Raw genomic sequence first — 21,800 nt, 5'->3', positions numbered from 1 at the left:
ACGCCGGTTAGGCGGCCCGGCGCTTACTCATTAGAATACGTCGCTTATCAGTCCTTCTTGATGCTGCTGCTCGAAGGTGCGTTGCATCTCCCAGATTCGGAGATGCGCTGTTGCGTACCTGTTTTTCTCAGCATCATGCCGCACTCTTCCGGGAAGCTTTCCCGACTGCAAAAAGCTCTGTCACGTCAGGGCATCCAGGTCTCCTACCGAGACAATATCTATCAAATCCATAACGAGCAGGCAGCAGCGGCCATTTTGCTGCCCGACAGCCTGCCGCTGGAGCACAAAGCCGTTAGTCAATTGCTGGACTTCGCCTCGGTTGCCGACCCGCAAGGTCATGGCGCGGTCTGCAAAGCCTGTGCCACGCCGGACTTTCACCCCGGCAGCATTGCGCCCGTGGGGGCGGTGGTGGCCACGTCGCCAGACTTCGTGATTCCTGCGGCCATCGGCACGGACATCAACTGCGGCATACGCTTGCTGAGCACGGGCCTGACGCAGGCGCAGGCCGAGCTGCACAAAAGCACCATCGTGCAGCGGCTGACCCGCGTCATCTTGCAGAACGGGCGCGATGTGCCCGTGCGCAGCGCAGGCTTCAAGGCGTTGTTTGATGAGGGCCCCCAGGCCTTTATTGAACAGTTGCCTGACGTGGGTCTATGGCAAGGCGTAAACCGCGACCGGCTGCAGGCCGAACTGGCCGAGTGCGTGGGCCTGCAAGGCTTTGCGGGCCGGAGTCGCTACGCGCCTGAAGCCCTGTTGCAGGCGCGCGAGCTGCTGCGCCCGCCATCTGCTGCCGACCTGGGAAGCGGTAACCACTTTCTGGAGTTCTGCGTGGTCGATGAAGTCTACGATCGTCATGCCGCCTATGTTGCGGGGCTCAAGAAGGGCGATGTCACGGTGATGATCCACACCGGCTCGCGCGATGTCGGCTTTTATGTCGGTCGCCGCTGGATGGACCTGGCCAGGCAGCAATGGCCGCAAGGTATCAAACACCCTCAGCATGGTCTGTATGGCCTGAGCGGCGCGCTGGCGCAGGATTATCTGCAAGCGATGGGCGTGGCTGCGCGCTATGCGTGGTTCAACCGCATGGCGCTGGCGGAGCTGGTGCGCAAAGAGCTGGCAGGCATTGCCGCGTCCGATGCATCGCGCCTGATTGTGGATGTGCCCCACAACGTGGTGATGACCGAGGGCGAGTTCAATGTGCACCGCAAGGGCTCCACTCCCGCGCATGACGGCCAGTGGGCGCTGATTCCGGGATCGATGGGCGACTACTCCTTTCTCGTCAAAGGTCTGGGTCATGAAGACTGGCTGCGGTCCTGCAGCCACGGAGCGGGCCGCCAGGTGCGCAGACAGGACACGCGGCGCATGAAACAGCCGCTGGTCGAATCCGTCTGGCAGTGCATCACCTTGCGTGAAGAGCGACTGATCGAAGAAGCGCCCAGCGCCTACAAACCCGTAGGGCCGGTGTTGCAGGCGCAGGAAGAGGCGGGGCTGATTCGTGCGAGTGTGCGGTTGAAGCCCTGGTTGACTTTCAAGGCCTGAAGTTGAAGCTGCTGCCAGCGCCTGATGGCCAAGTGCTGGCAGCAAGGCTGTTCGACGATTCGGGCGTTCGAGGAAGATGGAGCGCAATCGATACGTGGCAGACAATCAGATCAATGCTTCAAGCCCGTCACGCCATGGAGATGGCTGTCTTGATTTGCAGCAATTTCACATCTTGCAGCTGCATGGCTTGTGCTTGTATCGCATGCACAGCTCTGTTCGTACTCTGTAATGCCCGGTGCGCCGGCTTATGTTGCAGGCAACAGTGCCGGTAACGAAATCGTTCACGAACCCGAGCCTGCGACCGTGTGAGATGTCGCAGTCACCTTTCGATCAATACTCGCTGCTGCAGGTCGCTCATACCTGTGGCCACATGAGCCAACCATGAACATGACCGCCAGCTTTACTCTCGTTCCCGCCGACTTCGTTCGCCTGCAGAAAATGGTTTCGCGGCGCTGGCATCAGAAGGCAGGGATGCTTTCCTGGCCGTTCCTCTTGCGGGTTGTGGTGTGGCTGTGCATTGGCCTCGCTGGTGCAGCCTACGCGCGACTGATGCGTGAGTTTCCTGAGATCTCCCGCCCGCTGGGAGTGGTTGCCTGCCTTCTGGTCGTCGCTTTGATCGCCGTCGTGACGATGCCATACCTGTCACAGGCATCCATGCGCAAGCTCATGCTCCTGCCGGATGGAGCGTTTCTGTCGCCACAAACGGTCACGCTCTCGTCGGACGCCATCAGGGTAGCCTCGGTTCGAGGAGACACGATACTACCGTGGTCAGGAGTGCTGGCGCTTGCCGAAGATGACGTGAACTACTATCTGTTCATCGACGCTATGCAGGCCCTGGTACTGCCTAGGGCAGCCATTGCCCCCATGGCTGCAGAGTTCGAGCAGTTCACGCGCCATCTCAGGGCCTCTGCGATTTAAGTCTTTGTTCTTGCAGATGCTTGCGCAGTCATGACGGCAACCCGAGGCACAGGGGCCAGGCTTGCTCGCGTCCAATACCATCTGGCCCTTGTAACGGCCTGCTGCTAATTTCCTGGTGTCTGCTTCTGCTCTTGAAGCGTCAAGGCCTCGCGTCGCTGGATTTCATCCACCAGTGCCTTGAACTGGCGTTTCAGCAACTGGCGCAGCACTGGCTTCCCGACCAGCGGCGGGATGGCGAAAGCCGGGACCAGGCGAGCGCTGTAAGCCAAGCGTACCCGGCCGTCGGCTTGAGTTTCCAGGGTATAGCTGCCGTCCATCTGTTTGAGATTGCCGCCTATCGCATGTGCGGCAATGCGCTGCTGCGGCCATTCGGTCACGGCCAATCTGACCTCGATTGCCTGGCGAAAAAACAGAAACCCCAGACTGCCTTTTTGCTCCAGCAGCACCTGGTTGCCATCGCGTTGCAGCACGCGCGAACTTTGCATATCCGGCACAAAGTCGGCCAGATGCTCGTAGTCGGAAATCACGCTCCAGGCCGTGGCCAGCCTGACTTGCATGACGGCCGAGGCGTTCACGGTAATGGCCTCATTGTGCTCGGCAGTCTCTATGCGAAGCTCCTGTGCCGAAACCTGCAAACCGCCGCAGAACAGGGTCAGGGCCGCGCCGCAGGCACCGACAAGCCCCGTTCTCATGACCGGGATTCCTGCTTCAAAGGTGGAGCAGCACGGACTTCAAAGTTCAACTCGAGCCTGTCGCGGACCTGGATTGCACCGCCCAGGATGGACAAAGGCGTGATGCCAAAACTCGATTGATCGATGCTCAGCGAGCCGCTGATATGGAATTCGCTCGGCGTCCTCCTGATTCGGGCCGGTACGCTCAGGCTGCGTGTAACGCCGTGAAGAGTGAGTTCCAGGGCCAGCAATACATCGCCGTCCGCTTCGGGGGAAGCATGTGCCTGGATCAGTGCAAATGGATGGACCGAGGTTTGCAGCAGCTTGTTCAGCATATTGGTACGGGTCGCTTCAATATCGGCTGCGCTGGGCTGGGTGTCCAGAGCCGCCTTGGCGCGCAGAGCGGGTTCGTCGACCGATAGCCTGTCCAGCGCCACATAGAGATCGGCCCGGCCAAGCCGGGGGGCCACATAGCCTTGCAGTTCATGGCTGGCAATCACATGATCGTGCCCCAGTCTGGCCAGAGCGCCAGCGCGTCGAACGGTGATCGAGACCAGGGAATGCGAGGAATCGATCTGAAGCACCGACTGGCCCCGTGCAGCCGCATCGGCATAGAAGGCCGCAGGAAAGTCCGCAGGCCTTGCCGTCGGGCCGGGAGGCTGGGCTGGCTCGATGCCTGGTTGCGAGCAGCCCGTGATCAGAGTCAGCAGGACTGCAATCAGCTGTCTGCGCAATGTCATGGCAATTCGCGCAGCTGGATGCGAAATTTCACAGTCACGGCGTCTCCCACGGCATTGCTGCTCTTCCACTCTCCCGTGCCGATATCAAATATTGAGCGATGGGTGACGAATTCGCCTTCCATGCGGCGCTCCTCGGGCTTCCAGCTGAATGGCAGCACAAGCGGTTGCCTGTGGCCTTTTAGCTGCAGGGTGCCGCGTGCCCGGTAGCCGGCTGCGCCGGGGGCATCGAGAATCTCCCTGGCATCAAAGACTGCCTCGGGATAACGCACAAAGTCAAACCAGTCCTTGCCGGCAATGGCCTGGTTGATGTCCGGGTTGGCCATGTCGGCGCTGCTGGTGCGAATGCTGACATTCAGCCTGTTGCTGTCTGGCTTTTGAGGGTCGAAGTCAAAACGAACCCGGAAGTCTTTGAACACGCCGGTGACCGGCGTTTGCTCGAAAGTGGCGGTGAATTCCAGTCGGTTGTCGCTACCGGGCTTGAGCTCCCACGAGGTGGCATGAGCTGCAGTGGAGCACAGCGTGGCGAGCAGGGCGGCGAGGCAGCAAACGGTATTGCGCATATTGCGCATCTGGATGACCTCCGGCAAACAGCGTTTTGCCGGGTTGGCCGCTGTTCTGAGAGTGATGATGCGTCATTCCCGTGCAAGCTGCATCGATTGCAGGCAGCGAGTTACTGCTTGTTGCTTCAGGCTTTTTTCTCGCGCGGCACCCGGCCCATCAGATAGAACTCGGGATTGGGCTGCATGCCCGCGAAGCTGGCCATTCGGTTGGACAGTCCGAAGAAGGCGGTAATGGCCGCAATGTCCCAGATATCCTCGTCGTCAAAACCGTGAGGGTACAAGGCTTCGTAGTCGGCATCGTCAATTTCGGCGCTGTGCAGACAGACCTTCATGGCAAAGTCCAGCATGGCACGCTCGCGCGGGCTGATGTCGGCCTTGCGGTAATTGACCGCCACCTGGTCGGCAATCAGCGGCTTTTTCTCATAGATGCGCAAGATGGCGCCATGAGCCACCACGCAATACAGGCACTGATTGGCAGCGCTGGTGGCGGTGACGATCATTTCGCGCTCGCCCTTGCTGAGACTGCCGTCCTCCTTGAGCATCAGCGCATCGTGGTAGGCAAAGAAGGCGCGCCACTCGGCCGGCCGGCGAGCAAAGGCCAGAAAAACATTGGGAATAAAGCCCGACTTTTGCTGTACCTCGGCGATGCGCTGCCTGATGTCTTCAGGCAGGCTGTTCAGATCGGGAAAGGGGTAGCGGCTTTTCATGGTGCCTGTCTCCTTTGGAGTTTTGCTGATATGTGCCAACCATGACAAGCATGGCACGGGTGGGCGCTCCAAAGCTGTCGTTTGCGTTGCAGATGCTGCTATTGCGGCATTGGGCCTGTCAGGCTTTTCCTGTCAGATGCTGGCATCCATCAGATTCGACGTGGCCGGTGTGCCGGTGGCGATCAGCAGCAGGCCCAGGACAAGCAGCACGCAGCCCAGACTGCGATCTACCCAGGGACGTATGGCTTGAACCTTGGGCTGGAGCACCGGGGCCGAGAAGAAACAGGCTACCAGCGCAAACCACAGCACGTGGGCCATGGCGACGAAAAGGCCATAGGCCAACTGGGTGGGCATGGGCACGGCAGGACCGACGATTTGCATGAACAGGCTGAGGATGAAGAGCGCTGTCTTGGGATTGAGTGCATTGGTCAGAAAGCCCAGGACAAAAAGCGAGCGGCCTGGCACATGGCCTTTGCGTGCATTGCGCTGGCCTGGTTCGGCGCTGGATCGGGAATCTGGCCGATCGTCATTTGAACGGCTGGCGCCGCGCCAGAGACAAATTCCGAGCCATACCAGATAGGCCGCGCCTGCATATTTGAGCAGATTGAAAAGCCAGGGCAGGCGTTGCAGGACCATGCCCAGTCCCAGCAGGGTGTAGGCCACATGGATCAGAACGCCACAGCCAATGCCCAGCGCCACCCAGAGACCCGCACGGCGCGATTCCATCAGGCTGGTGCGGGTGACCATGGCGAAGTCGGCGCCGGGGCTGATGACGGCGAGAGAGGTAACGAGAATCACGGTGGGCCAGGCGTTCATACTGTGTATTGCTTGAGTTCAAATATCTGTTTGTGAGATGGTTCTGCTGCACGAGAATGGCAGGCAGTGCCCTGTAGCTGTGAACTCTAGGGCGGTCAAAGTTTTTTGAATAACGATGATTTCTCAAGAAAAAAGTGATTCAAACTCACATATTTCTGCTGGCGGCCCACAGCGAATGCCCTCGTTGGTCGCTTTGCGCTGTTTTGAAGCGGCAGCGCGGCTGGAGAGCTTCAGCCGCGCTGCCGATGAGCTGCACCTGACCCATGGAGCTATCAGCCGCGCGGTGCGCTCGGTGGAGGAAGAGTTGGGGGCGCAGCTGTTTGAGCGCCGCAATCGCCGTGTCTTTCTCAATGCTGCGGGGAGGCTGTTGTTCGACGGGGTGCATGCCGGTCTGGGCCAGATGGCACGTGCGGCCGAGGCGGTGCGGCAGCAGGTGGCAGGCAGGCCGCTGCTGCTGTCCTGCGAGCCCACGTTGCTGATGCGCTGGCTGATTCCGCGCTGGGGCGACTTCCAGGCGCGCCACCCGCAGCATACCGTGCATCTGGTTGCGGGCGGTGGCACCGTGGAATGGGGGCGCGGCATTGACCTGGCCATTCGGCGCAACGACTTTGACTGGGGGCACAATGTCCAAATGCAGCCCTTGTGCGCAGAGTGCATGGGGCCGGTCTGCCATCCGGATCGTCTGGCGCAATTCTTTGCGTTGCAGTCCGATGGCGGCCTTGCGCTTCGTGGCGATGCAACGCGCTTGCACAGCAAGACACGTCCCAAGGCCTGGGCGGATTGGTGGAAAACCCGGCCAGATCAGCCTCCCACCCGGATCCGGCAGGCGCAAGCAGGCGGTGATCTGGTGCTTGAGCATTTCTACCTGAGCTTGCAGGCGGCAGCAGCGGGCCTGGGTGTAGCCATGGGCCCGCAACTGCTGGTGCAGGACGATATCGCCGCCGGCCGGCTGGTGGCGCCGCTGGGCTTTGTACCCGATGGCTCGCAATACTGTCTGCTGGCCGTACAGAGTTGGGGGGCGGGTTCGGTGCAGCAGCTTCTGGTCGACTGGATTCAGCAGCAGATGCAAGGCTGAACGCAGACGGATACCCCACGCGGTTCAGCGCAGGCTGAGCGTCTCTTGTTTTGCAGCACAGTTGCCAGCAATCTTCTCCCCATTGAACAGCTTGCGTGCAAACAGACGCGAGTTGGGGAAGGAGCTGTTGACGGTCTGCGAATGGTCCATGCCCGGGTAGGTGTGGGCTTCAACCACTGTGCCGGCCTCACAGCTTTGCTCGGCCAGGTCCTGCTGAAATTTGGTCGGTGCATCCCTGTCCGCACCGCCTATGCCAAAGAACACGGGCGTGGCGATCTTCAGCGTGGGAAACTGGCCTTTGCTGAAAGGTTGGGCGTAATAGCTCATGAAGTCCGACTTGAAGGTGTTGCTCCAGCTTAACTGCTCTTTTTTCACCACCTCGAACATCTGCTGCACACAGGTGGTTTCGGCAGCTTTCATGGCACCAAGGCCTTTTTCGCTCAGCACCTGTTCGGCTGGCAAGCGGGGCTTGGACTGGTTGGCTACCGCCGCGATGTAAAGAATGTAGGCAATGGACGGGTCCGTTCTCTCCTGCTCGGCAGGGCTTGAGCGGTAGGCGATCTTGCCGTCCTTGCTGGGTCTGCCGGAGTGGGGTGTGCCGGTGGCGATCGTGCCCAGAATCTTCAGCTCCGGGGCGTAGTCTGGGGCAAAGCCAGCAGTCGCAAATGCGGCAGCCGCCCCCTGGGACTGGCCCACGATGACTATCTTGTTGCCGAGTGGAAGCTCTTTGGTGTTGAGCGTCGCGCGCACCGAGTCCAGCGTGGCATAGGCCGCAGCGCGGCTGTGCAGATAGGCATGAGGGCCGGGCGTTCCCAGGCCCTGGTAGTCGGTTGCGACAATGGCATAGCCCTCCTTGAGCCAGTTGTTGAGATATTGCGCATCGCGCTCCGAGCGTGGGTTGCGGGAGGGGGCGCAGCTGTCGCCGATGCCTACGGTGCCGTGCGCCCAGGCTATTACCGGCCAGCCACCGGCAGGCGGCAGCCCCTTGGGCAGAAAGATGACTCCCGAGGTGGTGAGCTGAGCCGCCTGGTCGTTGCCTGCCGCCGTTCCGTCGGTTGATGAGTACCAGATGGCATAGGCCTTGTCGGCATCCGCCAGACTGAAGGCCGGGGCTAGCGGCTCGATGGCCAGCATTTGTCCCGCAGAGCCTGTCGTCATGTTGGAAGAAGGCTGGGTCTGCGCGAAGCCAGTCGGCCAGCTGGACAGAGTCAGCGTGCTCAGGGTGGCCATGGCTGCTGCGCGTCGCAGTCCTGTGGGTACGAGGGGCATGGTAGTCTCCATTTGTTGTGCGGCGACCTCCGATGGAGTGCCTGAGACCAGTTTGCAGCGAGACTCTCGCCGGCTGAATCGTCCGAATGGAGTGGGTGTAAACACAGTGGCAGCCTGCTTATTGGCTGACAATGCGGTCTGTTGAAAAGCAATGGATACGCGATGAGCAACGACGCACAAACCACCGACTGGGCCGCCTGGAGCCGTGAGGCCGTTGAAATGATGCAGGCCCGCAATGCAGAATGGCCGCTGGAATTTGGCTTGCAGGGCAGCCCCAGCTACCGCTGGGATCTGGATCGCGCCCTGCTGGCGCTGGAAGCTCCGCTACATGAAGTGATCGCTACGGTCTGCCTTGTGGGCACCAGCAGCGAGCAGGACGGCAGCTTTGTTTGGAGCTGGGCCAACGAAGCCATTCCCAAGCAGCATGGCGAAGCGCTGGAAGTCGTGCATGAGTTCGGCCGACAGAACCAGCTGGCATTGCTGACCACGGCCCGGATTCCCGGCGGCCGTCCCGAGGCCATGGAGTGCATGTGCATTGCCGCTCGCCTGCAGCGCGCCGTAGGTACCTTTATCGACCAGCAGGGCGATGTAACCCTGTATTTCACCTTGCTGCATCTGCAGGTGGCGGTCGAGCAGCAGCAGCCTGCCAATTGAAAGCCGCTACAGGATTGTTGACAGAATGCGGGCGGGGTCGCCTATAGACTGACACCCTCAAAAATCTGAAAAGGTCACCCCATGAAAACGATGTTTGCTTTGGCCGCAGCCATGTTTGTGCTGAGCGGCTGTGCTGTCTATGACAGCCGTGGCGGATACTACGACGATGGCTACAAAAAGCCTCACCCCCACGGCTGCCCACCGGGCCAGGCCAAGAAAGGCAATTGCTGAAATTGCCCGCTCAAAAACCCGCCAAAGGCGGGTTTTTCTTTGCGATCTACAGCTCGTCCGGCTTGAGCCAGCCAATGCGGCCCTGACCGTTTTCATTGAGTGCGCTGACAAATTCGGCGGCGTCGGGTTCAGGCATCTGCAGCTTGAAGCTCACCAGACTGCCGTGATCGACCTCCAGCAGTTCGGCACCCGCTGCATCGGCCATGCGCCGCACCAGGCCCTCCAGCGGATAGGGGGCCGTGCATTGCAGGATCTGCATGCGCTGAATGGCGACTTTTTCGGCCTGCAGCAAGGCTTGGGCCACGGCATCGGTATAGGCGCGCACCAGTCCGCCGGCACCGAGCTTGACGCCTCCAAAATAGCGCACCACGGTGGCCAGCACACCTTCCAGATCCTGGTGGCGCAGCACATCCAGCATGGGGCGACCGGCCGTGCCGCTGGGCTCGCCATCATCCACCGCCGCCGATTGTCCGCCCGCCAGCAAGGCCCAGCAGACATGGGCGGCGCCCGGGTGCTCGGCCCAGAGTGCATCCACCACGGCCTGCGCGCTGGAGCGGTCCGTCATCGGCTGAACGCAGCCGATGAAGCGGCTTTTCTTGATGATCAGTTCACTGGAGACGGGAGCACGAAGAGTCTGAGGCATAGCGGCGGCAGCATAACCGCAAAGTCGGGGCCGAGCAGCGTTGCGGTACATGGGCCGGGTAGCGGCAGTTGTGACCTATCCATGACATGACGACGCGGCTTGTGGGGGTTGCTCGACAGTGTCCTTAAGTCAATTCCTACAATTTCGGCAAGCCTCGAGCCTTAAGCTTTGAGCAAAGGAGGCCGTCATGAACAATCCGCATCCACAGTCCCTGAGCGAACATACTTTTGGCCGCGAGCATTTCACGCCGCCTCCGCTGGCGCAGGAGCTGGCAGAGCCCCAGGCTCTGCAGGCTGCGGCACCCGAAGATGAATGGGAGTTGCTGCAGCGCATACGCAATGTGGGCGAATGGTAGGCCCGGGCGCATTTTCTGTCTCAAACCAGACCGGCCGCTCCTGAAAGGGAGAGCCGGTTTTTCCTGTCCGTGGCCACGATACAGCGGCGAGAATCGCAGCCATGACTGCTAGCTCTGCGCCGTTTCCCGATTCTTCGCACTGGATGCTGCTGCCGGCTGCCGCGCAGGCAGCGCAACTGCCCGTGGCCCTGGCCGATGTGACGGCCATGATGGAAAGAGTGGGGCGCAGCAGCAGCGATGCCGTGGCCGAGCAGATCCTGCAGCTGCTGGGGCGCCATGTGCCGCTGGCGCAGTGCACGATATTCTCCTTCCAGGGCATGGCCAGGCCGCGCGTGGTGGGCATGGGCGACAGGGCGCGCACGGGGGCGCTGCCCATGATCTCCCAGGATTACAGCGAGCGCTTCTATCCGCTCGATGGTTCGCAGCGCGTGATGCAGGCCGAGCTGGCGCGCCTTGCCAGGGACCCGCATGCCAGGCCGCGCGTCTGGCTGCATCGCCAGGGGCCGCACGATGTACAGCACCCCGAGTACCGCCATGTCTGCTATGAACTGCCGCGCATTGCCGAGCGGCTGTCGCTGCTGATGCTGCAGGAAAACGCGCGCTGGCTTTCTGTGAACCTCTACCGGGGCGAGGAGCATGGCTGCTTCGACGCCGCAGCCATTGCCCGGATCGAGGCCTTTGCGCCCCTGGTCATGCAGGCCATGCGTCTGCATTACGCGGGGCAGACGCTGCAGGACGACCTGGTCGGGCTGGTGCTGGCGCGTCTGGCGCGGCGCTTCGAGCAACTGACGCCGCGCGACCTCGACGTGGTGCGGGCACTGGCCCAGGGCCTGGATGCCGATGCGCTGGCGCAGCGCCTGGGCATTACCGTCAGCAGCGCGCGCACCTATGTCAAACGCGTCTGCGCCAAGCTGGGCGTGCAGGGGCAGCGCGAGCTGTTTGCGCTGCTGATGGAGCCCGCTGAAGCTGTCGATGGTCAACTTTGATAGCTGCTTGGGGTTGATCTGTAAAGGCTGGAGGCTGATTCGACTTGAATATCGGTTGCTGGTCGGCATTGTCTCCATCTGGTGACATCGGCCTTGAGCTGCTTTTCTACACTGCATCTCAAGCCAGACCGAAAGGGGATGAAAGCGCACCGGTTTGACCACGACAGCGCCCCCAGGAGACAAGAACATGCACCAGCCATTTGCCGAGCCACGCCGCTCCATCTACTACCAGTACCAGGTTCATCAGCCCTGGCTTGCCTCCCGGAATCCGGGCGAGCAAAGCCACCCCATCGTCATCGTCGGCACCGGCCCCGTGGGCCTGACCACGGCGCTGGAGATTGCCCGTCACGGCCAGCGTTGCGTGGTGCTCGAATCCGAATTGCAGGTGTCCGAAGGCAGCCGTGCCATTGTGTTCACGCGGCGTTCCATGGAAATCCTGCAGCAGGTGGGCGTGGCCCAGCGCGTGACGGAGACCGGACTGCCCTGGTGCTACGGCAACAGCATCTACCGCGGCCAGCGCGTGTTTCGCATGGAAAACGCGCGGGCCGACGACGACCGCTTCTTTCCCATGATCAATCTGCAGCAGCAGTACCTGGAGGAATATCTGGTCGATGCAGTGCAGGCCAACCCGCTGATCGAGCTGCGTTGGGGCAACCGCGTGAACAAGGTCGAGCAAAAGGGCGAGCAGGCTTTGGTGGAGGTGGATACCCCGGAAGGCAGCTACGAGCTGCGGGCCGACTGGCTGGTGGCCTGCGATGGCGCGCGTTCGGGGATTCGCACGGCCATGAATCTATTGATGGAGGGCGCTTCCTACGAGGGCCGCTTCGTGATTGCCGATATCCGCATCGACTTGCCTTTGCCCACCGAACGTCTCGCATTCTTCGATCCCACATGGAACCCGGGCAACACCATCCTCATGCACCGCGAGCCACACGGCATCTGGCGTGTGGACTACCAACTGCCTGCCGGGGAAGATCCCGAGGATGCGCTCAGGCCCGAGTCGCTGAAGGCGCGCATCGATGCGCAGCTGGAGATGATCGGCTTTGGCGGCACGCCCTGGGAGATGGACTGGAGCTCCGTGTACTCGGCCCGCGCGCTGACCCTGCCCGACTATGTGCATGGCCATGTGATCTTTGCGGGCGATGCAGCCCATATGCTGCCCATCTTCGGCGTGCGCGGCGCCAACACCGGTTTTCAGGATGCTCAGGGCCTGGGCTGGCGTCTGGCACTCGTCGCCAAGGGCGCGGCCAGCGCAGCGCTGCTGCAAAGCTATAGCAGCGAACGAGTGGGCGCGGCCCGCGAGATTGTGGAAGAGGCCGGCAAGAGCACACGCTTCATGGCGCCGCCAAGCAGAGGTTTCAGGCTGCTGCGCGACGCCGTGCTGTCTCTGTCGCTGAGCCAACCCTTTGTCGGCCCGCTCTATCACTGGCGCACCTCGCGCCCGCATGAGTACGGCAGCTCGCCGCTCAACAGCATGGGTGACGATAACCTGCTGTTCAAGGCCGGCCCCGGCCATGGCGCGCCGCCTCTCAACGTGCGCTTTGCGCCGGACAGCTATTTGCTCGACCATCTGGGCGGCGGCTTCGATCTGCTGTATTTCACGAGCGGCAAGGCGATTCCCGCCGAACTGCAGGCGGTCGCGGCCGGGGTCAGAGCCCGCGGTGTTGCCGTGCGCCTGATCGCCGTCAGCAGCCACGCTTCAGGCACTGTCGAAGGTTCCGATCTGGTACTTGATGACACCGAAGGCCGCTGCCGCGCCCGCTACGGCGTGATGGCCGACGGCGCCGCCTATCTGCTGCGCCCCGATCAGCATGTCTGTGCGCGCTGGATGGCGCTGGACGCCAATCGTCTGCAAGCCGCATTCAAAGCTGCCCTGCCCGCCTGAGGAGAGATTCAAATGACCCAAACCACTCTTGATATCGCCGGTCTGGAGACCGTGTACGACCAGCTGGCTGTCGCCATTGATGCCGTGGGCGCGGAAAAGTCAGAGCTGCTGCTGGTCAAGCTGGCGCTGCTAGCCGCCAATCAGCTCGGTGATGCCCGCCAGTTTGGCGAAATGATTGCGGCGGCCCAGCAAGATCTGTAAGCAAAAGGCTTGTCCGTGGCGGTCAGCCCGACCCGCCCAGGCTCGTTCCTGGCGGGTTTTCAGCGTGCTGACCCTCGGATTTCATAGCGGATAATCTTTGCCTATCAATAGTTTGAGATGAATTTTCTACAAGTCGATATGGCTTGATCTCCGACAAGGCCGTGCCATGGAATCGAGGCAGACTGGAGCCATTGCCACTGTAGGAGGATTGGTCCATGAGATTGCGTCCCAGTACCTTGCTGCTATCTGCAGCCCTGAGCCTGAGTGGATTGAGTGCGACTCCGGCCCTGGCCAAGTCGGCTGCCGAATGGCTTGCCTTGACAGGTGCCGTGCAGATCGGCTTGAGTCAGGCTGTCGAAAAAGCTCAGGCCGTTGCTCCCGGAAAAGCGATCGATGTCGAGCTGGAAGAGGGTAAGAAAGGCGCTGCGCCTTATTACTCGGTCACCCTGATCTCGCCCGTGAATGAGGAAATCAAGCTGCGCGTGAATGCCAGCACGGGCGATGCCGCAGTGGAGGAGAACAAGGGCCGGGCCGAGGGCAAGCATGCCAAGCGCCTGGCCGATGCCCGGATCACGCTGGTACAGGCCGTCGATGCAGCTGTTGCCGCCTTGCCAGGCAAGCCGCTGGAGGCCCAGCTGGATTCGGACTGGGGCAAGACCAGCTACAAGGTCAAGATGCTGCGCGCCGATCAGACAGTCATGAAGCTCAGGCTTGATCCTGCCACTGGCGCTGTGACGAGGCAGGAAAAGGACTGAGTCGGCGCGTTATCTGGATTCTGGTGCTATTAAGAAGTGAGTGTCTGGCGCTTGCATTTCAATGATTTAAGGTGTGTTATGCATCGAATTTCAATGAAGGAAAGCGCTGGATGCTATGAAGTTCAGAGTTCAACCCTGTTTCTGCAAGACCTTGCTCGTGCAAGGCTGAGGGCGGAAAAGTACACTGACGGGTTGTTTCTCCGAATAGGCCATGAGGCCATATAAAGCCCATCCACATGAACGCCCCGGTTGATGTTTCCTTTTTCCACCGCGATGCCAAGCCGCTGACCAGCTACAAGCCGTACTGGGCCAAGCGCTTCGGCCCGGCGCCGTTCCTGCCCATGAGCCGTGCGGAGATGGATCAGCTCGGCTGGGACAGCTGCGACATCATTCTGGTCACGGGCGATGCCTATGTGGATCACCCCAGCTTCGGCATGGCCGTCATCGGCCGCGTGCTGGAGGCGCAAGGCTTTCGCGTGGGCATCATCGCCCAGCCCGACTGGACCAGCGCCGAGGCCTTCAAGGCCCTGGGCAAGCCCAATCTGTTCTGGGGCGTGACGGCCGGCAACATGGACTCGATGATCAACCGTTACACGGCTGATCGCAAGATTCGCAGCGACGATGCCTATACCCCCGGCGATGTGGCCGGCAAGCGCCCCGATCGCGCGGCCATCGTCTACTGCCAGCGCTGCCGCGAGGCCTACAAGGACGTGCCCATCGTGCTGGGCGGCATCGAGGGCTCGCTGCGTCGCATTGCCCACTACGACTACTGGAGCGACAAGGTGCGCCGCTCCATCGTGGTGGACAGCAAGTGCGACATCCTGCTCTACGGCAATGCAGAACGCGCCCTGGTCGAAGTGGCACACCGCATCGCGGCGCGCGAGCCGGTGGAGCAGATCACCGATGTGCGCGGCACTTCGTTCTTCCGCCGCGCTTCGGAGGAGGGCTGGTTCGAGGTCGATTCCACCACGGTGGACGAGCCCGGCGAGGTCGAGCCCCATATCAACCCCTATATGACGACCAGCGAGCAGGCCGAGGCCCAGGGCCAGAGCTGCTCCAAGGAAGAGGCCGCAAAATCGGACGCGGACGGCCCCAATGACGGCGCATCGGTAGCCAAGGTCCAGCCCATCCAGTTCGTGCCCAACCTCTCGCTGCGCAGCAAGTCCAAGTTGCCTCCGCGCGAGCGCACGGTGCTGCGCCTGCCCAGCTACGAAGAGGTCAAGAGCGATCAGATTCTCTATGCCCACGCCAATCGCGTGCTGCACCTGGAAACCAACCCCGGTAACGCCCGTGCGCTGGTACAGGCTCACGGCGAGGGGACCACGGCCCGCGATGTGTGGATGAATCCGCCGCCCATTCCTCTCACAACGGCCGAAATGGACTGGGTCTTCGGCCTGCCGTACGCGCGCAGCCCGCATCCCGCCTATGCCGACGAAAGCGGCAGCCATGAGGGCGCCACCAAGATTCCGGCCTGGGAGATGATTCGCACCTCGGTGAACATCATGCGCGGCTGTTTCGGCGGCTGCACCTTCTGCTCCATCACCGAGCACGAGGGCCGCATCATCCAGAGCCGTTCCGAAGACTCCATCATCCAGGAGCTCGAAGAGATCCGCGACAAGGTCAAGGGCTTTACCGGCACCATCTCCGACCTGGGCGGGCCCACGGCCAATATGTACCGCCTGGGCTGCAAGAGCCCGCAGATCGAGGCGGCCTGCCGCAAGCCCAGCTGTGTCTTCCCCGGCATCTGCCAGAACCTGCACACCGACCACGGCCCGTTGATCAAGATCTACCGCCGCGCGCGCAAGCTGCCCGGCATCAAGAAGATTCTGATCGGCTCCGGCCTGCGCTACGACCTGGCGGTGAAGTCGCCCGAGTACGTCAAGGAGCTGGTCCAGCACCATGTGGGCGGCTATCTCAAGATCGCGCCCGAGCACACCGAGCAAGGTCCGCTGACCAAGATGATGAAGCCGGGCATCGGCAGCTATGACAAGTTCAAGCAGCTGTTCGAGAAGTTCAGCGAAGAGGCCGGCAAGAAGCAGTTCCTGATTCCCTATTTCATCGCCGCCCACCCCGGCACCAGCGATGAGGACATGATGAATCTGGCCATCTGGCTCAAGAAGAACGGCTTCCGTGCCGATCAGGTGCAGACCTTCTACCCGAGCCCCATGGCAACGGCCACGGCCATGTACCACAGCGGCCGCAACACGCTGACCAAGGTGCGCCGCCAGATGCGCGACGAGGCCGAGGAACGCGTGGACATCGTGCGCGGTGAAAAGCGCCGCCGTCTGCACAAGGCTTTCCTGCGCTATCACGACCCGAACAACTGGCCGCTGCTGCGCGAGGCGCTCAAGACCATGGGGCGAGCCGATCTGATCGGCAACGGCAAGCAGCACCTGATCCCGACCTTCCAGCCCCTGGTCGACGGCAGCTATCAGAGTGCACGAAAGAAGAACAGCACCTCGTCCAAGGCGGGTGGCGGAATTGGCTACACCACCAACAAGGACGGCAAGGCCGTGGCCGTGCGACGCCGCAGCGAAGAGGTGAGCCTGGAGCCCAAGGGCGATGTGCGCTTCCGCAGCAGCCAGCCTCAACCGGGCAAGCTGCTGACCCAGCATACCGGCCTGCCGCCGCGCGCGGGTGTGACTGGCAAGGCCAAGCCCGGTTTCAAAACTGCGGCAAGGCCCGCCAAGCCGGCGGGCCAGGGTTCGCGCAAGCCGCGCTGATTGCTGCAGCCTGACTGCCGCCGACAAAAAAACGACGCTTGATGCGTCGTTTTTTTTCGTATTGGCATGCGCTGCTGTCAGCCCATGGCCAGAGCCCCGCACCACTGGGGCAGCTGGTTTTCCTGCGTGGGGGCAAAGTATTCGCTGGTCATGGGTTTGGGGCGGGCGATGGCGTAGCCCTGCACATAATCCACGCCCATGGTCATGAGTTCCTCGGCAATCTCGCGACTCTCGACAAACTCGGCAATGGTCTTTTTGCCCAGTGTCTGGCCGATGCGATTGATCATCTCCACCATGGCGTGGTCTCCCTTGTCCTTGAGCATGTCACGCACAAAGCCGCCGTCGATCTTGAGATAGTCGACGGGCAACTGCTTCAGATAGGTCAGCGACGACATGCCGACGCCAAAGTCGTCCAGGGCAAAACGGCAACCCAGAGCGCGCAGCGACTGAATCAGTCGTGTGGCATTGCTGAGATTGCCAATGGCGCTGGTTTCGGTGATTTCGAAACATAGCTTTTGCGGTGCAATTCCGTGCTGCTGCAGCTGCTCCTTCACAAATTCCAGCAGGCCGTCGTCATCCAGGCTGGGACCGGAGAGGTTGATGGCGCAGGTTTCCACCAGCTTGGCGTGTCCGGGCTGCTGCGCCAGTGTCTGCAGGGCCCTGGTGATCACCCAGCGGTCAAGCGATGGCATCAGGCCGTAGCGCTCGGCGGCGGGTATGAAATGTCCGGGGGCCAGGATCTGGCCGTTTTCATCGCGCAGGCGCAGCAGGACTTCGAAGTGCATGCCGCTGTGGCGGCGGTGCTTGCGGGCCTGCAGCGGTGCAATGCTCTGGGCATAGAGGCAGAAGCGGTCTTCGTCCAGTGCGGTACGAATGCGTGTGGCCCATTCCATTTCGCTGACATAGCGGCTGTAGATTCCGTCCTCGGCCTTGTAGAAAAAGACCTTGTTGCGCCCGCGCTCCTTGGCCTGATAGCAGGCCATATCGACCATGCGCAGCAGATCGGAGGCATTGACCGCATCACCGGGGACATGCACGGCACCGATCGAAAAGCCGGTGCGCAATATCTTCTCTCCCCAGGTGGTTTGCAATTGCTGGGCTGCCAGGCGCAGCTTCTCGGCAATGCTCGCGACGTTGGAAGGAGGGCAGTTCTCCAGCAGCACGGCAAACTCGTCGCCGCCCATGCGCGCCAGGCAATCGGTTTCGCGCAGATTGGCCTGCAACATGCGAGAGACTTCACACAGCACCTCATCACCGGCGGCATGGCCGCTGGTTTCGTTGATGAGCTTGAACTGGTCCAGGTCGATGTAGAGAAGAGCGTAGGGCTTGACCTGGTGCAGACCCTGGGTCAGCATTTTTTGCAGCCGCCGCTCGAATTCCCCGCGATTTTCCAGCCCCGTCAGCGTGTCATGGCGTGCATTCCAGGAAATCTGGTCCATGTACTGCTGCTCGCGTGACACATCGCGCAGCACGAAGACTGCCCCCGATGCTTGAGCATCGCGCTGCATGGCGGAGCCCAGCACCTTGACCGGCACGATGCTGTGGTCGGTGCGGCGAACCCAGTGCGTTTGCTCGTCGCGCACGACGGTGGTCTCCTTGGTGTCATTGACAAGCTGTGCGAGTAGGCCTTCGCTGGTGATGGAGGCGTCCATGGTGTAGAACTGCAACACCTGCTTGATGGGCCTGTCCAGATAGCTTTGCTTTTGCAGACCCAGCAGGCCTATGGCAGCGGGGTTGACATAGTTGACCATGCCCTTGGCATTGGTGGTGATGACCGCATCACTGAGCGCTGCCAGCGTGGTCTCCGCGCGCTCTTTTTCGCTGTTGAGGCCGTCTTGAACCTGCTCTCGCAGCAGGATCAGGCGCCAGGTATTCCAGACCCACAGGCTCACCAGGCCAATGGCCAGGGCACCGTTGAGGGCGAGCAGCAGCCAGACGATATTGCGCGAGCTTTGGCCCAGAGAGTCGCTGAAGGCCCTGGTCAGGGCTGTCACGCCCTGGTTGATCAGGTCGATCTCGCGCTTCCAGGTGGCAATGTTTTCGCGGCTGATGTTGCCGACTTCGTATCCATGCCGGATTTCCTGGGCCAGTGTATCGAGCTGATTCAGGTACTCGTCACCCATCTTCCAGTACGCGACGGGCTCCTGCACCCAGCTGAAATAGCGGAATGTGCGCAGCAGCCAGATGAGGGAGCTGACATCATCGGGATGGTTCTGGCCTTGCTCTATGCCTTTGCGCGCCAGGTCCAGGCGCAGGGGCTTGTCGTAGAGGGCAATGCGTGCCTCGGCATCGCCACGCGGCACCTGCAAGGCCCGCTGATAATGGGCGAAGTCGATCGGGTTGCCTTCATCCGCGTAGCGGGAAAGCGAGTAAATCGCATCTTTCTGGGCCTTGGACCAGAGACTTTCTCCGTTGACAAAAGCTCGCACGGCGGAGAGCAGGTAAAGGCTGCAGCTGGCGCTGAGCATCAGGATCAGTGCCAGGAGCGCAAAAGCCCAGACGCGCTGCAGCAATTGTTGAGACTTCAGTGTGGGGCTCAAAGATGCCTTCATGACGCCTCATCCAGTAAATTGACTGTAAATGCATGAGTCAGGGCATCGACAAGGCAGACTGGTATGAAACAGCCAGAAGGCAATGTGCCTGCTGACGATCAGAACGCCGTCACGATGCCCGCTCTCATGGCTTGACCTTTCACGGTATTGCGTAGGAGGTATGTCAGATCACACGCAATTTGTATTCATTGGTAATTTTTGGCCTGTAGAAGTGAGCCTGGCGTCGGACAACTTCCTCTGTGCCCCCAAGACAGGGCGGTGTTTTCTGTGAGAAAGTGGGTAACCAATCTGGCCGATTCAGAGCAGGTCCATGCAGTGCACCTGCGGCTGCTCCAGCACGCCGGCCCTGCGGTCGGCAAAGAAGCGCTCCAGGGTGAGCTTGACGGTGCGAAACGCGATTTCTTCCCAGGGGATGTCTGCCTCGGCGAACAACTGGGCCTCCATGGTTTCGGGCCCGGGGTAGAACTGCGTACTTCTGAGGCGGGCCAGATAGAAGAGATGGACCTGTCCTACCTGGGGCACGTTGATGAGACTGAACAGCCTGCCCAGCTCGATGTCGGCTCCGGCTTCCTCGTCGGTTTCGCGCTGGGCTCCGCGGCTGGTGGTTTCGGCCAGCTCCATGAAGCCTGCAGGCAGCGTCCATTTGCCGCGGCGCGGCTCGATGTTGCGCTTGCACAGCAGCACGCGCCCGTCGTCCATCACGGGCAGGGTGCCGACCACATTGAGTGGGTTTTCATAGTGGATGGTGTGGCAGGCCGGGCAAACGGCACGCTCGCGCGTATCCCCATCGTCAGGAACGCGGTAGGTGACTGCGGTGCCGCAATTGCGGCAGAACTTGATGGGGCTGCGAAAAATCATTCCGCAACTATAAGCAAATCAGGCCGCTAGCGCAGGTACAACATGCACAAACAGCTATGAAAAAGGGAGTCACACCTTGCGGTGCGACTCCCCGAGTACCTGGCCGGCGCAAACTGCCTGTGCGCCAGGGATTCTTAAGCGATCTGGATCTTGATGGATTCAAGTCCGGTGACTGCGCCTTCCAGCACATCGCCCTTGACCACGGCGGCCACGCCCTCGGGGGTGCCGGTCATGATCAGGTCGCCGGGCTGCAGCTCCCAGGCGCTGGAGAGATGCTCAATGGTTTCGGCGATATTCCAGATCAGCTTGTGGATGTGGCTGCGCTGGCGATAGTCACCATTGACCTGCAGCGAAATCTCGGCGTTGACGATGTCTCCCGCCCGATCGGCTGGCGTGATGGGGCCTATGGGGGCGGATTGCTCGAAAGCCTTGCCGATACACCAGGGGCGGCCTTGCTTCTTCATGTCGTTTTGCAGGTCGCGACGTGTCATGTCCAGACCCACGGCATAGCCGTAGATGTACTGCAGTGCATCGGCTGCCTTGATGTTCTTGCCGGCCTTGCCGATGGCAACGACCAGCTCGATTTCATGGTGCAGATTCTGGGTCAGCGTGGGATAGGCCACGGTGGTGGTGCTGCCGGCTTCCACTGCCACGGTCGCGTCCGCAGGCTTCATGAAGAAGAACGGCGGCTCGCGGCCGGTAAAGCCCATTTCCTTGGCGTGATCCTCATAGTTGCGGCCCACGCAGTAGATGCGGTGAATGGGAAAGCGCTCGCCGCGGCCCACAACAGGCAGGCTGGCAACGGCAGGGGGATTGAACACGTAACTCATGAAGTCCTCGGCAAGAACACGCGCTGAAATCAGCAATGGTTGATGTGGCAAGCAGTGTGCCACGATGCAGGCCCGGAGACGGCGTGGCAGATGACGGCTTTTACGTATTCCGGCCCTAGGGAAAATGCCAGTCCGTGCGGCTCGCGCTATGCTGCTCGCATCATGAAGCTGCATACCTATTTCCGTTCTTCCGCCTCTTATCGTGTGCGCATTGCGCTGCAACTCAAGGGGCTGTCCTATGACTCCGTGCCCGTGCATCTGGTGCGCGGCGAACAAAAGGCTGCGGCCTATGCCTCCCATGTGGGTGACGCGCTGGTGCCCGCACTGGTGACGGACGAGGGGCACTGGCTCACGCAGTCCATGGCCATCATCGAATATCTCGATGAGACCCATGCTGAAACACCATTGCTGCCCAGGGATGCACTGGGCCGTGCCCATGTGCGCGCATTGGCGCAGATGGTGGCTTGCGAGATCCATCCGCTCAACAATCTGCGCGTGCTCAAGTACCTGGTGCACCAAATGGGGGCCAGCGACGAGGCCAAGAATGGCTGGTATGCGCACTGGGTGCGCTCCGGTCTGGAAGCCTTCGAGCGTCAGCTGGCGCTGCTGGATGCTGAACGCAAGGCCATGGGCCTGGCGCCGTCGACGTTTTGCTGGGGTGACGCGCCCACGCTGGCCGAATGCTGCCTGGTCCCGCAGATCTACAACGCCCAGCGCTTCAATGTGAATCTCGAGGCTCTGCCGCGCCTGATGGACGTGGTCGAGCGATGCAACGCCTTGCCGGCTTTCCAGCAGGCCCATCCTTCGGCCTGTCCGGATGCTGAGTGAAGAG

At 61.3% G+C, this 21,800-nt stretch carries 22 protein-coding genes; 12 read left to right on the top strand and 10 right to left on the bottom strand.

The features are described 5' to 3' along the window. The first annotated feature begins 60 nt into the window (after positions 1 to 60). Complete coding sequence (locus tag Cth01_RS20755) at positions 61 to 1,539, top strand: RtcB family protein (RefSeq protein ID WP_082085696.1); 1,479 nt, start codon at positions 61 to 63, stop codon at positions 1,537 to 1,539. Between the two features lie 381 nt (positions 1,540 to 1,920). Then, a complete protein-coding gene (locus Cth01_RS20750) occupies positions 1,921 to 2,457 on the top strand; it encodes a YcxB family protein (protein ID WP_034355502.1) in 537 nt (178 codons plus the stop codon). A gap of 104 nt (positions 2,458 to 2,561) precedes the next feature. Here the strand turns inward: Cth01_RS20750 and Cth01_RS20745 are convergent, their stop codons facing one another. From Cth01_RS20745 to Cth01_RS20725, 5 genes are all read right to left on the bottom strand, one after another. After that, positions 2,562 to 3,149, bottom strand: a complete 588-nt coding sequence (locus tag Cth01_RS20745; RefSeq protein ID WP_034390357.1) for an SRPBCC family protein — start codon at positions 3,147 to 3,149, stop codon at positions 2,562 to 2,564. Beyond that, on the bottom strand, positions 3,146 to 3,868 hold the full coding sequence (locus tag Cth01_RS20740; protein WP_034379393.1) for a YceI family protein: 723 nt from the start codon (positions 3,866 to 3,868) through the stop codon (positions 3,146 to 3,148). The genes Cth01_RS20745 and Cth01_RS20740 overlap by 4 nt, the downstream gene beginning before the upstream one ends. Continuing rightward, positions 3,865 to 4,428, bottom strand: coding sequence for a YceI family protein (locus Cth01_RS20735; RefSeq protein ID WP_034390449.1), 564 nt, complete (start codon positions 4,426 to 4,428; stop codon positions 3,865 to 3,867). The genes Cth01_RS20740 and Cth01_RS20735 overlap by 4 nt, the downstream gene beginning before the upstream one ends. Before the next feature lie 125 nt (positions 4,429 to 4,553). Continuing rightward, complete coding sequence (locus tag Cth01_RS20730; RefSeq protein ID WP_012838418.1) at positions 4,554 to 5,135, bottom strand: peroxidase-related enzyme; 582 nt, start codon at positions 5,133 to 5,135, stop codon at positions 4,554 to 4,556. Between the two features lie 132 nt (positions 5,136 to 5,267). After that, positions 5,268 to 5,951 carry a LysE family translocator gene (locus Cth01_RS20725; RefSeq protein WP_045840248.1) on the bottom strand — a complete coding sequence of 228 codons (684 nt, stop codon included), beginning with the start codon at positions 5,949 to 5,951 and terminating at the stop codon, positions 5,268 to 5,270. Between the two features lie 175 nt (positions 5,952 to 6,126). On the opposite strand from Cth01_RS20725, the gene Cth01_RS20720 reads away from it, so the two are divergent. Continuing rightward, the gene (locus tag Cth01_RS20720) at positions 6,127 to 7,026 is read left to right on the top strand and encodes a LysR family transcriptional regulator (protein ID WP_045840247.1); all 900 of its coding nucleotides are present in this window, start codon (positions 6,127 to 6,129) and stop codon (positions 7,024 to 7,026) included. A 24-nt stretch (positions 7,027 to 7,050) separates the two neighbouring features. Here Cth01_RS20720 and Cth01_RS20715 read toward each other — a convergent pair whose 3' ends face one another. Continuing rightward, entirely contained in the window at positions 7,051 to 8,295 is a 1,245-nt protein-coding gene (locus tag Cth01_RS20715; RefSeq protein ID WP_055477410.1) for an alpha/beta fold hydrolase, read from the bottom strand. 162 nt (positions 8,296 to 8,457) lie between these two features. Here Cth01_RS20715 and Cth01_RS20710 point away from each other — a divergent pair, with 162 nt between their 5' ends. Together Cth01_RS20710 and Cth01_RS24055 are read left to right on the top strand one after the other, a co-directional pair. After that, positions 8,458 to 8,949, top strand: a complete 492-nt coding sequence (locus Cth01_RS20710) for a DUF6882 domain-containing protein (protein WP_034379382.1) — start codon at positions 8,458 to 8,460, stop codon at positions 8,947 to 8,949. 81 nt (positions 8,950 to 9,030) lie between these two features. Then, on the top strand, positions 9,031 to 9,180 hold the full coding sequence (locus Cth01_RS24055) for a hypothetical protein (protein WP_003064948.1): 150 nt from the start codon (positions 9,031 to 9,033) through the stop codon (positions 9,178 to 9,180). Positions 9,181 to 9,226: 46 nt separating this feature from the next. On the opposite strand, the gene Cth01_RS20705 is transcribed toward Cth01_RS24055, so the two are convergent. Next, positions 9,227 to 9,823, bottom strand: a complete 597-nt coding sequence (locus Cth01_RS20705) for an IMPACT family protein (RefSeq protein ID WP_045840246.1) — start codon at positions 9,821 to 9,823, stop codon at positions 9,227 to 9,229. Between the two features lie 187 nt (positions 9,824 to 10,010). Here Cth01_RS20705 and Cth01_RS24050 point away from each other — a divergent pair, with 187 nt between their 5' ends. The 6 genes from Cth01_RS24050 (at position 10,011) to Cth01_RS20680 (ending at position 16,728) form a co-directional block, all read left to right on the top strand. Continuing rightward, positions 10,011 to 10,178 (top strand): hypothetical protein, encoded by a 168-nt coding sequence (locus Cth01_RS24050; protein ID WP_003064951.1) that lies wholly within the window; start codon positions 10,011 to 10,013, stop codon positions 10,176 to 10,178. Between the two features lie 101 nt (positions 10,179 to 10,279). Next, positions 10,280 to 11,164, top strand: coding sequence for a helix-turn-helix transcriptional regulator (locus Cth01_RS20700; protein WP_003064953.1), 885 nt, complete (start codon positions 10,280 to 10,282; stop codon positions 11,162 to 11,164). A gap of 187 nt (positions 11,165 to 11,351) precedes the next feature. Next, positions 11,352 to 13,049, top strand: coding sequence for an FAD-dependent monooxygenase (locus Cth01_RS20695; protein WP_045840245.1), 1,698 nt, complete (start codon positions 11,352 to 11,354; stop codon positions 13,047 to 13,049). Between the two features lie 12 nt (positions 13,050 to 13,061). After that, positions 13,062 to 13,250, top strand: a complete 189-nt coding sequence (locus Cth01_RS20690; protein ID WP_034355478.1) for a DUF2783 domain-containing protein — start codon at positions 13,062 to 13,064, stop codon at positions 13,248 to 13,250. Between the two features lie 215 nt (positions 13,251 to 13,465). Beyond that, the gene (locus Cth01_RS20685) at positions 13,466 to 14,005 is read left to right on the top strand and encodes a PepSY domain-containing protein (RefSeq protein WP_034355475.1); all 540 of its coding nucleotides are present in this window, start codon (positions 13,466 to 13,468) and stop codon (positions 14,003 to 14,005) included. A 236-nt stretch (positions 14,006 to 14,241) separates the two neighbouring features. Then, complete coding sequence (locus Cth01_RS20680; RefSeq protein WP_034390350.1) at positions 14,242 to 16,728, top strand: YgiQ family radical SAM protein; 2,487 nt, start codon at positions 14,242 to 14,244, stop codon at positions 16,726 to 16,728. A 77-nt stretch (positions 16,729 to 16,805) separates the two neighbouring features. Here Cth01_RS20680 and Cth01_RS20675 read toward each other — a convergent pair whose 3' ends face one another. The 3 genes from Cth01_RS20675 to Cth01_RS20665 form a co-directional block, all read right to left on the bottom strand. Continuing rightward, positions 16,806 to 19,280: a putative bifunctional diguanylate cyclase/phosphodiesterase gene (locus Cth01_RS20675; protein ID WP_034355468.1), complete on the bottom strand. Its 2,475-nt coding sequence runs from the start codon at positions 19,278 to 19,280 to the stop codon at positions 16,806 to 16,808. 297 nt (positions 19,281 to 19,577) lie between these two features. After that, positions 19,578 to 20,138: an NUDIX hydrolase gene (locus Cth01_RS20670; protein ID WP_012838408.1), complete on the bottom strand. Its 561-nt coding sequence runs from the start codon at positions 20,136 to 20,138 to the stop codon at positions 19,578 to 19,580. Between the two features lie 134 nt (positions 20,139 to 20,272). Beyond that, complete coding sequence (locus Cth01_RS20665; RefSeq protein ID WP_034355597.1) at positions 20,273 to 20,968, bottom strand: fumarylacetoacetate hydrolase family protein; 696 nt, start codon at positions 20,966 to 20,968, stop codon at positions 20,273 to 20,275. Positions 20,969 to 21,130: 162 nt separating this feature from the next. Between Cth01_RS20665 and maiA the strand changes: the two genes are divergently transcribed. After that, positions 21,131 to 21,796, top strand: coding sequence for a maleylacetoacetate isomerase (gene maiA, locus Cth01_RS20660; RefSeq protein WP_034355595.1), 666 nt, complete (start codon positions 21,131 to 21,133; stop codon positions 21,794 to 21,796). Positions 21,797 to 21,800 lie beyond the last annotated feature (4 nt).

It is taken from the genome of Comamonas thiooxydans (genome assembly GCF_000964545.1).
Lineage (GTDB): Bacteria > Pseudomonadota > Gammaproteobacteria > Burkholderiales > Burkholderiaceae_C > Comamonas > Comamonas thiooxydans.
The sequence above is the reverse complement of the archived record's forward strand: the minus strand, read 5'-3'. Positions and strand labels throughout refer to the sequence as shown.

Bases quoted from the DNA above. Each gene is read 5' to 3' on its own strand.
- Cth01_RS20755 (WP_082085696.1), top strand. From the start codon at position 61: ATGCTGCTGCTCGAAGGTGCGTTGCATCTCCCAGATTCGGAGATGCGC.
- Cth01_RS20750 (WP_034355502.1), top strand. From the start codon at position 1,921: ATGAACATGACCGCCAGCTTTACTCTCGTTCCCGCCGACTTCGTTCGC.
- Cth01_RS20745 (WP_034390357.1), bottom strand. From the start codon at position 3,149: ATGAGAACGGGGCTTGTCGGTGCCTGCGGCGCGGCCCTGACCCTGTTC.
- Cth01_RS20740 (WP_034379393.1), bottom strand. From the start codon at position 3,868: ATGACATTGCGCAGACAGCTGATTGCAGTCCTGCTGACTCTGATCACG.
- Cth01_RS20735 (WP_034390449.1), bottom strand. From the start codon at position 4,428: ATGCGCAATACCGTTTGCTGCCTCGCCGCCCTGCTCGCCACGCTGTGC.
- Cth01_RS20730 (WP_012838418.1), bottom strand. From the start codon at position 5,135: ATGAAAAGCCGCTACCCCTTTCCCGATCTGAACAGCCTGCCTGAAGAC.
- Cth01_RS20725 (WP_045840248.1), bottom strand. From the start codon at position 5,951: ATGAACGCCTGGCCCACCGTGATTCTCGTTACCTCTCTCGCCGTCATC.
- Cth01_RS20720 (WP_045840247.1), top strand. From the start codon at position 6,127: ATGCCCTCGTTGGTCGCTTTGCGCTGTTTTGAAGCGGCAGCGCGGCTG.
- Cth01_RS20715 (WP_055477410.1), bottom strand. From the start codon at position 8,295: ATGCCCCTCGTACCCACAGGACTGCGACGCGCAGCAGCCATGGCCACC.
- Cth01_RS20710 (WP_034379382.1), top strand. From the start codon at position 8,458: ATGAGCAACGACGCACAAACCACCGACTGGGCCGCCTGGAGCCGTGAG.
- Cth01_RS24055 (WP_003064948.1), top strand. From the start codon at position 9,031: ATGAAAACGATGTTTGCTTTGGCCGCAGCCATGTTTGTGCTGAGCGGC.
- Cth01_RS20705 (WP_045840246.1), bottom strand. From the start codon at position 9,823: ATGCCTCAGACTCTTCGTGCTCCCGTCTCCAGTGAACTGATCATCAAG.
- Cth01_RS24050 (WP_003064951.1), top strand. From the start codon at position 10,011: ATGAACAATCCGCATCCACAGTCCCTGAGCGAACATACTTTTGGCCGC.
- Cth01_RS20700 (WP_003064953.1), top strand. From the start codon at position 10,280: ATGACTGCTAGCTCTGCGCCGTTTCCCGATTCTTCGCACTGGATGCTG.
- Cth01_RS20695 (WP_045840245.1), top strand. From the start codon at position 11,352: ATGCACCAGCCATTTGCCGAGCCACGCCGCTCCATCTACTACCAGTAC.
- Cth01_RS20690 (WP_034355478.1), top strand. From the start codon at position 13,062: ATGACCCAAACCACTCTTGATATCGCCGGTCTGGAGACCGTGTACGAC.
- Cth01_RS20685 (WP_034355475.1), top strand. From the start codon at position 13,466: ATGAGATTGCGTCCCAGTACCTTGCTGCTATCTGCAGCCCTGAGCCTG.
- Cth01_RS20680 (WP_034390350.1), top strand. From the start codon at position 14,242: ATGAACGCCCCGGTTGATGTTTCCTTTTTCCACCGCGATGCCAAGCCG.
- Cth01_RS20675 (WP_034355468.1), bottom strand. From the start codon at position 19,280: ATGAAGGCATCTTTGAGCCCCACACTGAAGTCTCAACAATTGCTGCAG.
- Cth01_RS20670 (WP_012838408.1), bottom strand. From the start codon at position 20,138: ATGATTTTTCGCAGCCCCATCAAGTTCTGCCGCAATTGCGGCACCGCA.
- Cth01_RS20665 (WP_034355597.1), bottom strand. From the start codon at position 20,968: ATGAGTTACGTGTTCAATCCCCCTGCCGTTGCCAGCCTGCCTGTTGTG.
- maiA (WP_034355595.1), top strand. From the start codon at position 21,131: ATGAAGCTGCATACCTATTTCCGTTCTTCCGCCTCTTATCGTGTGCGC.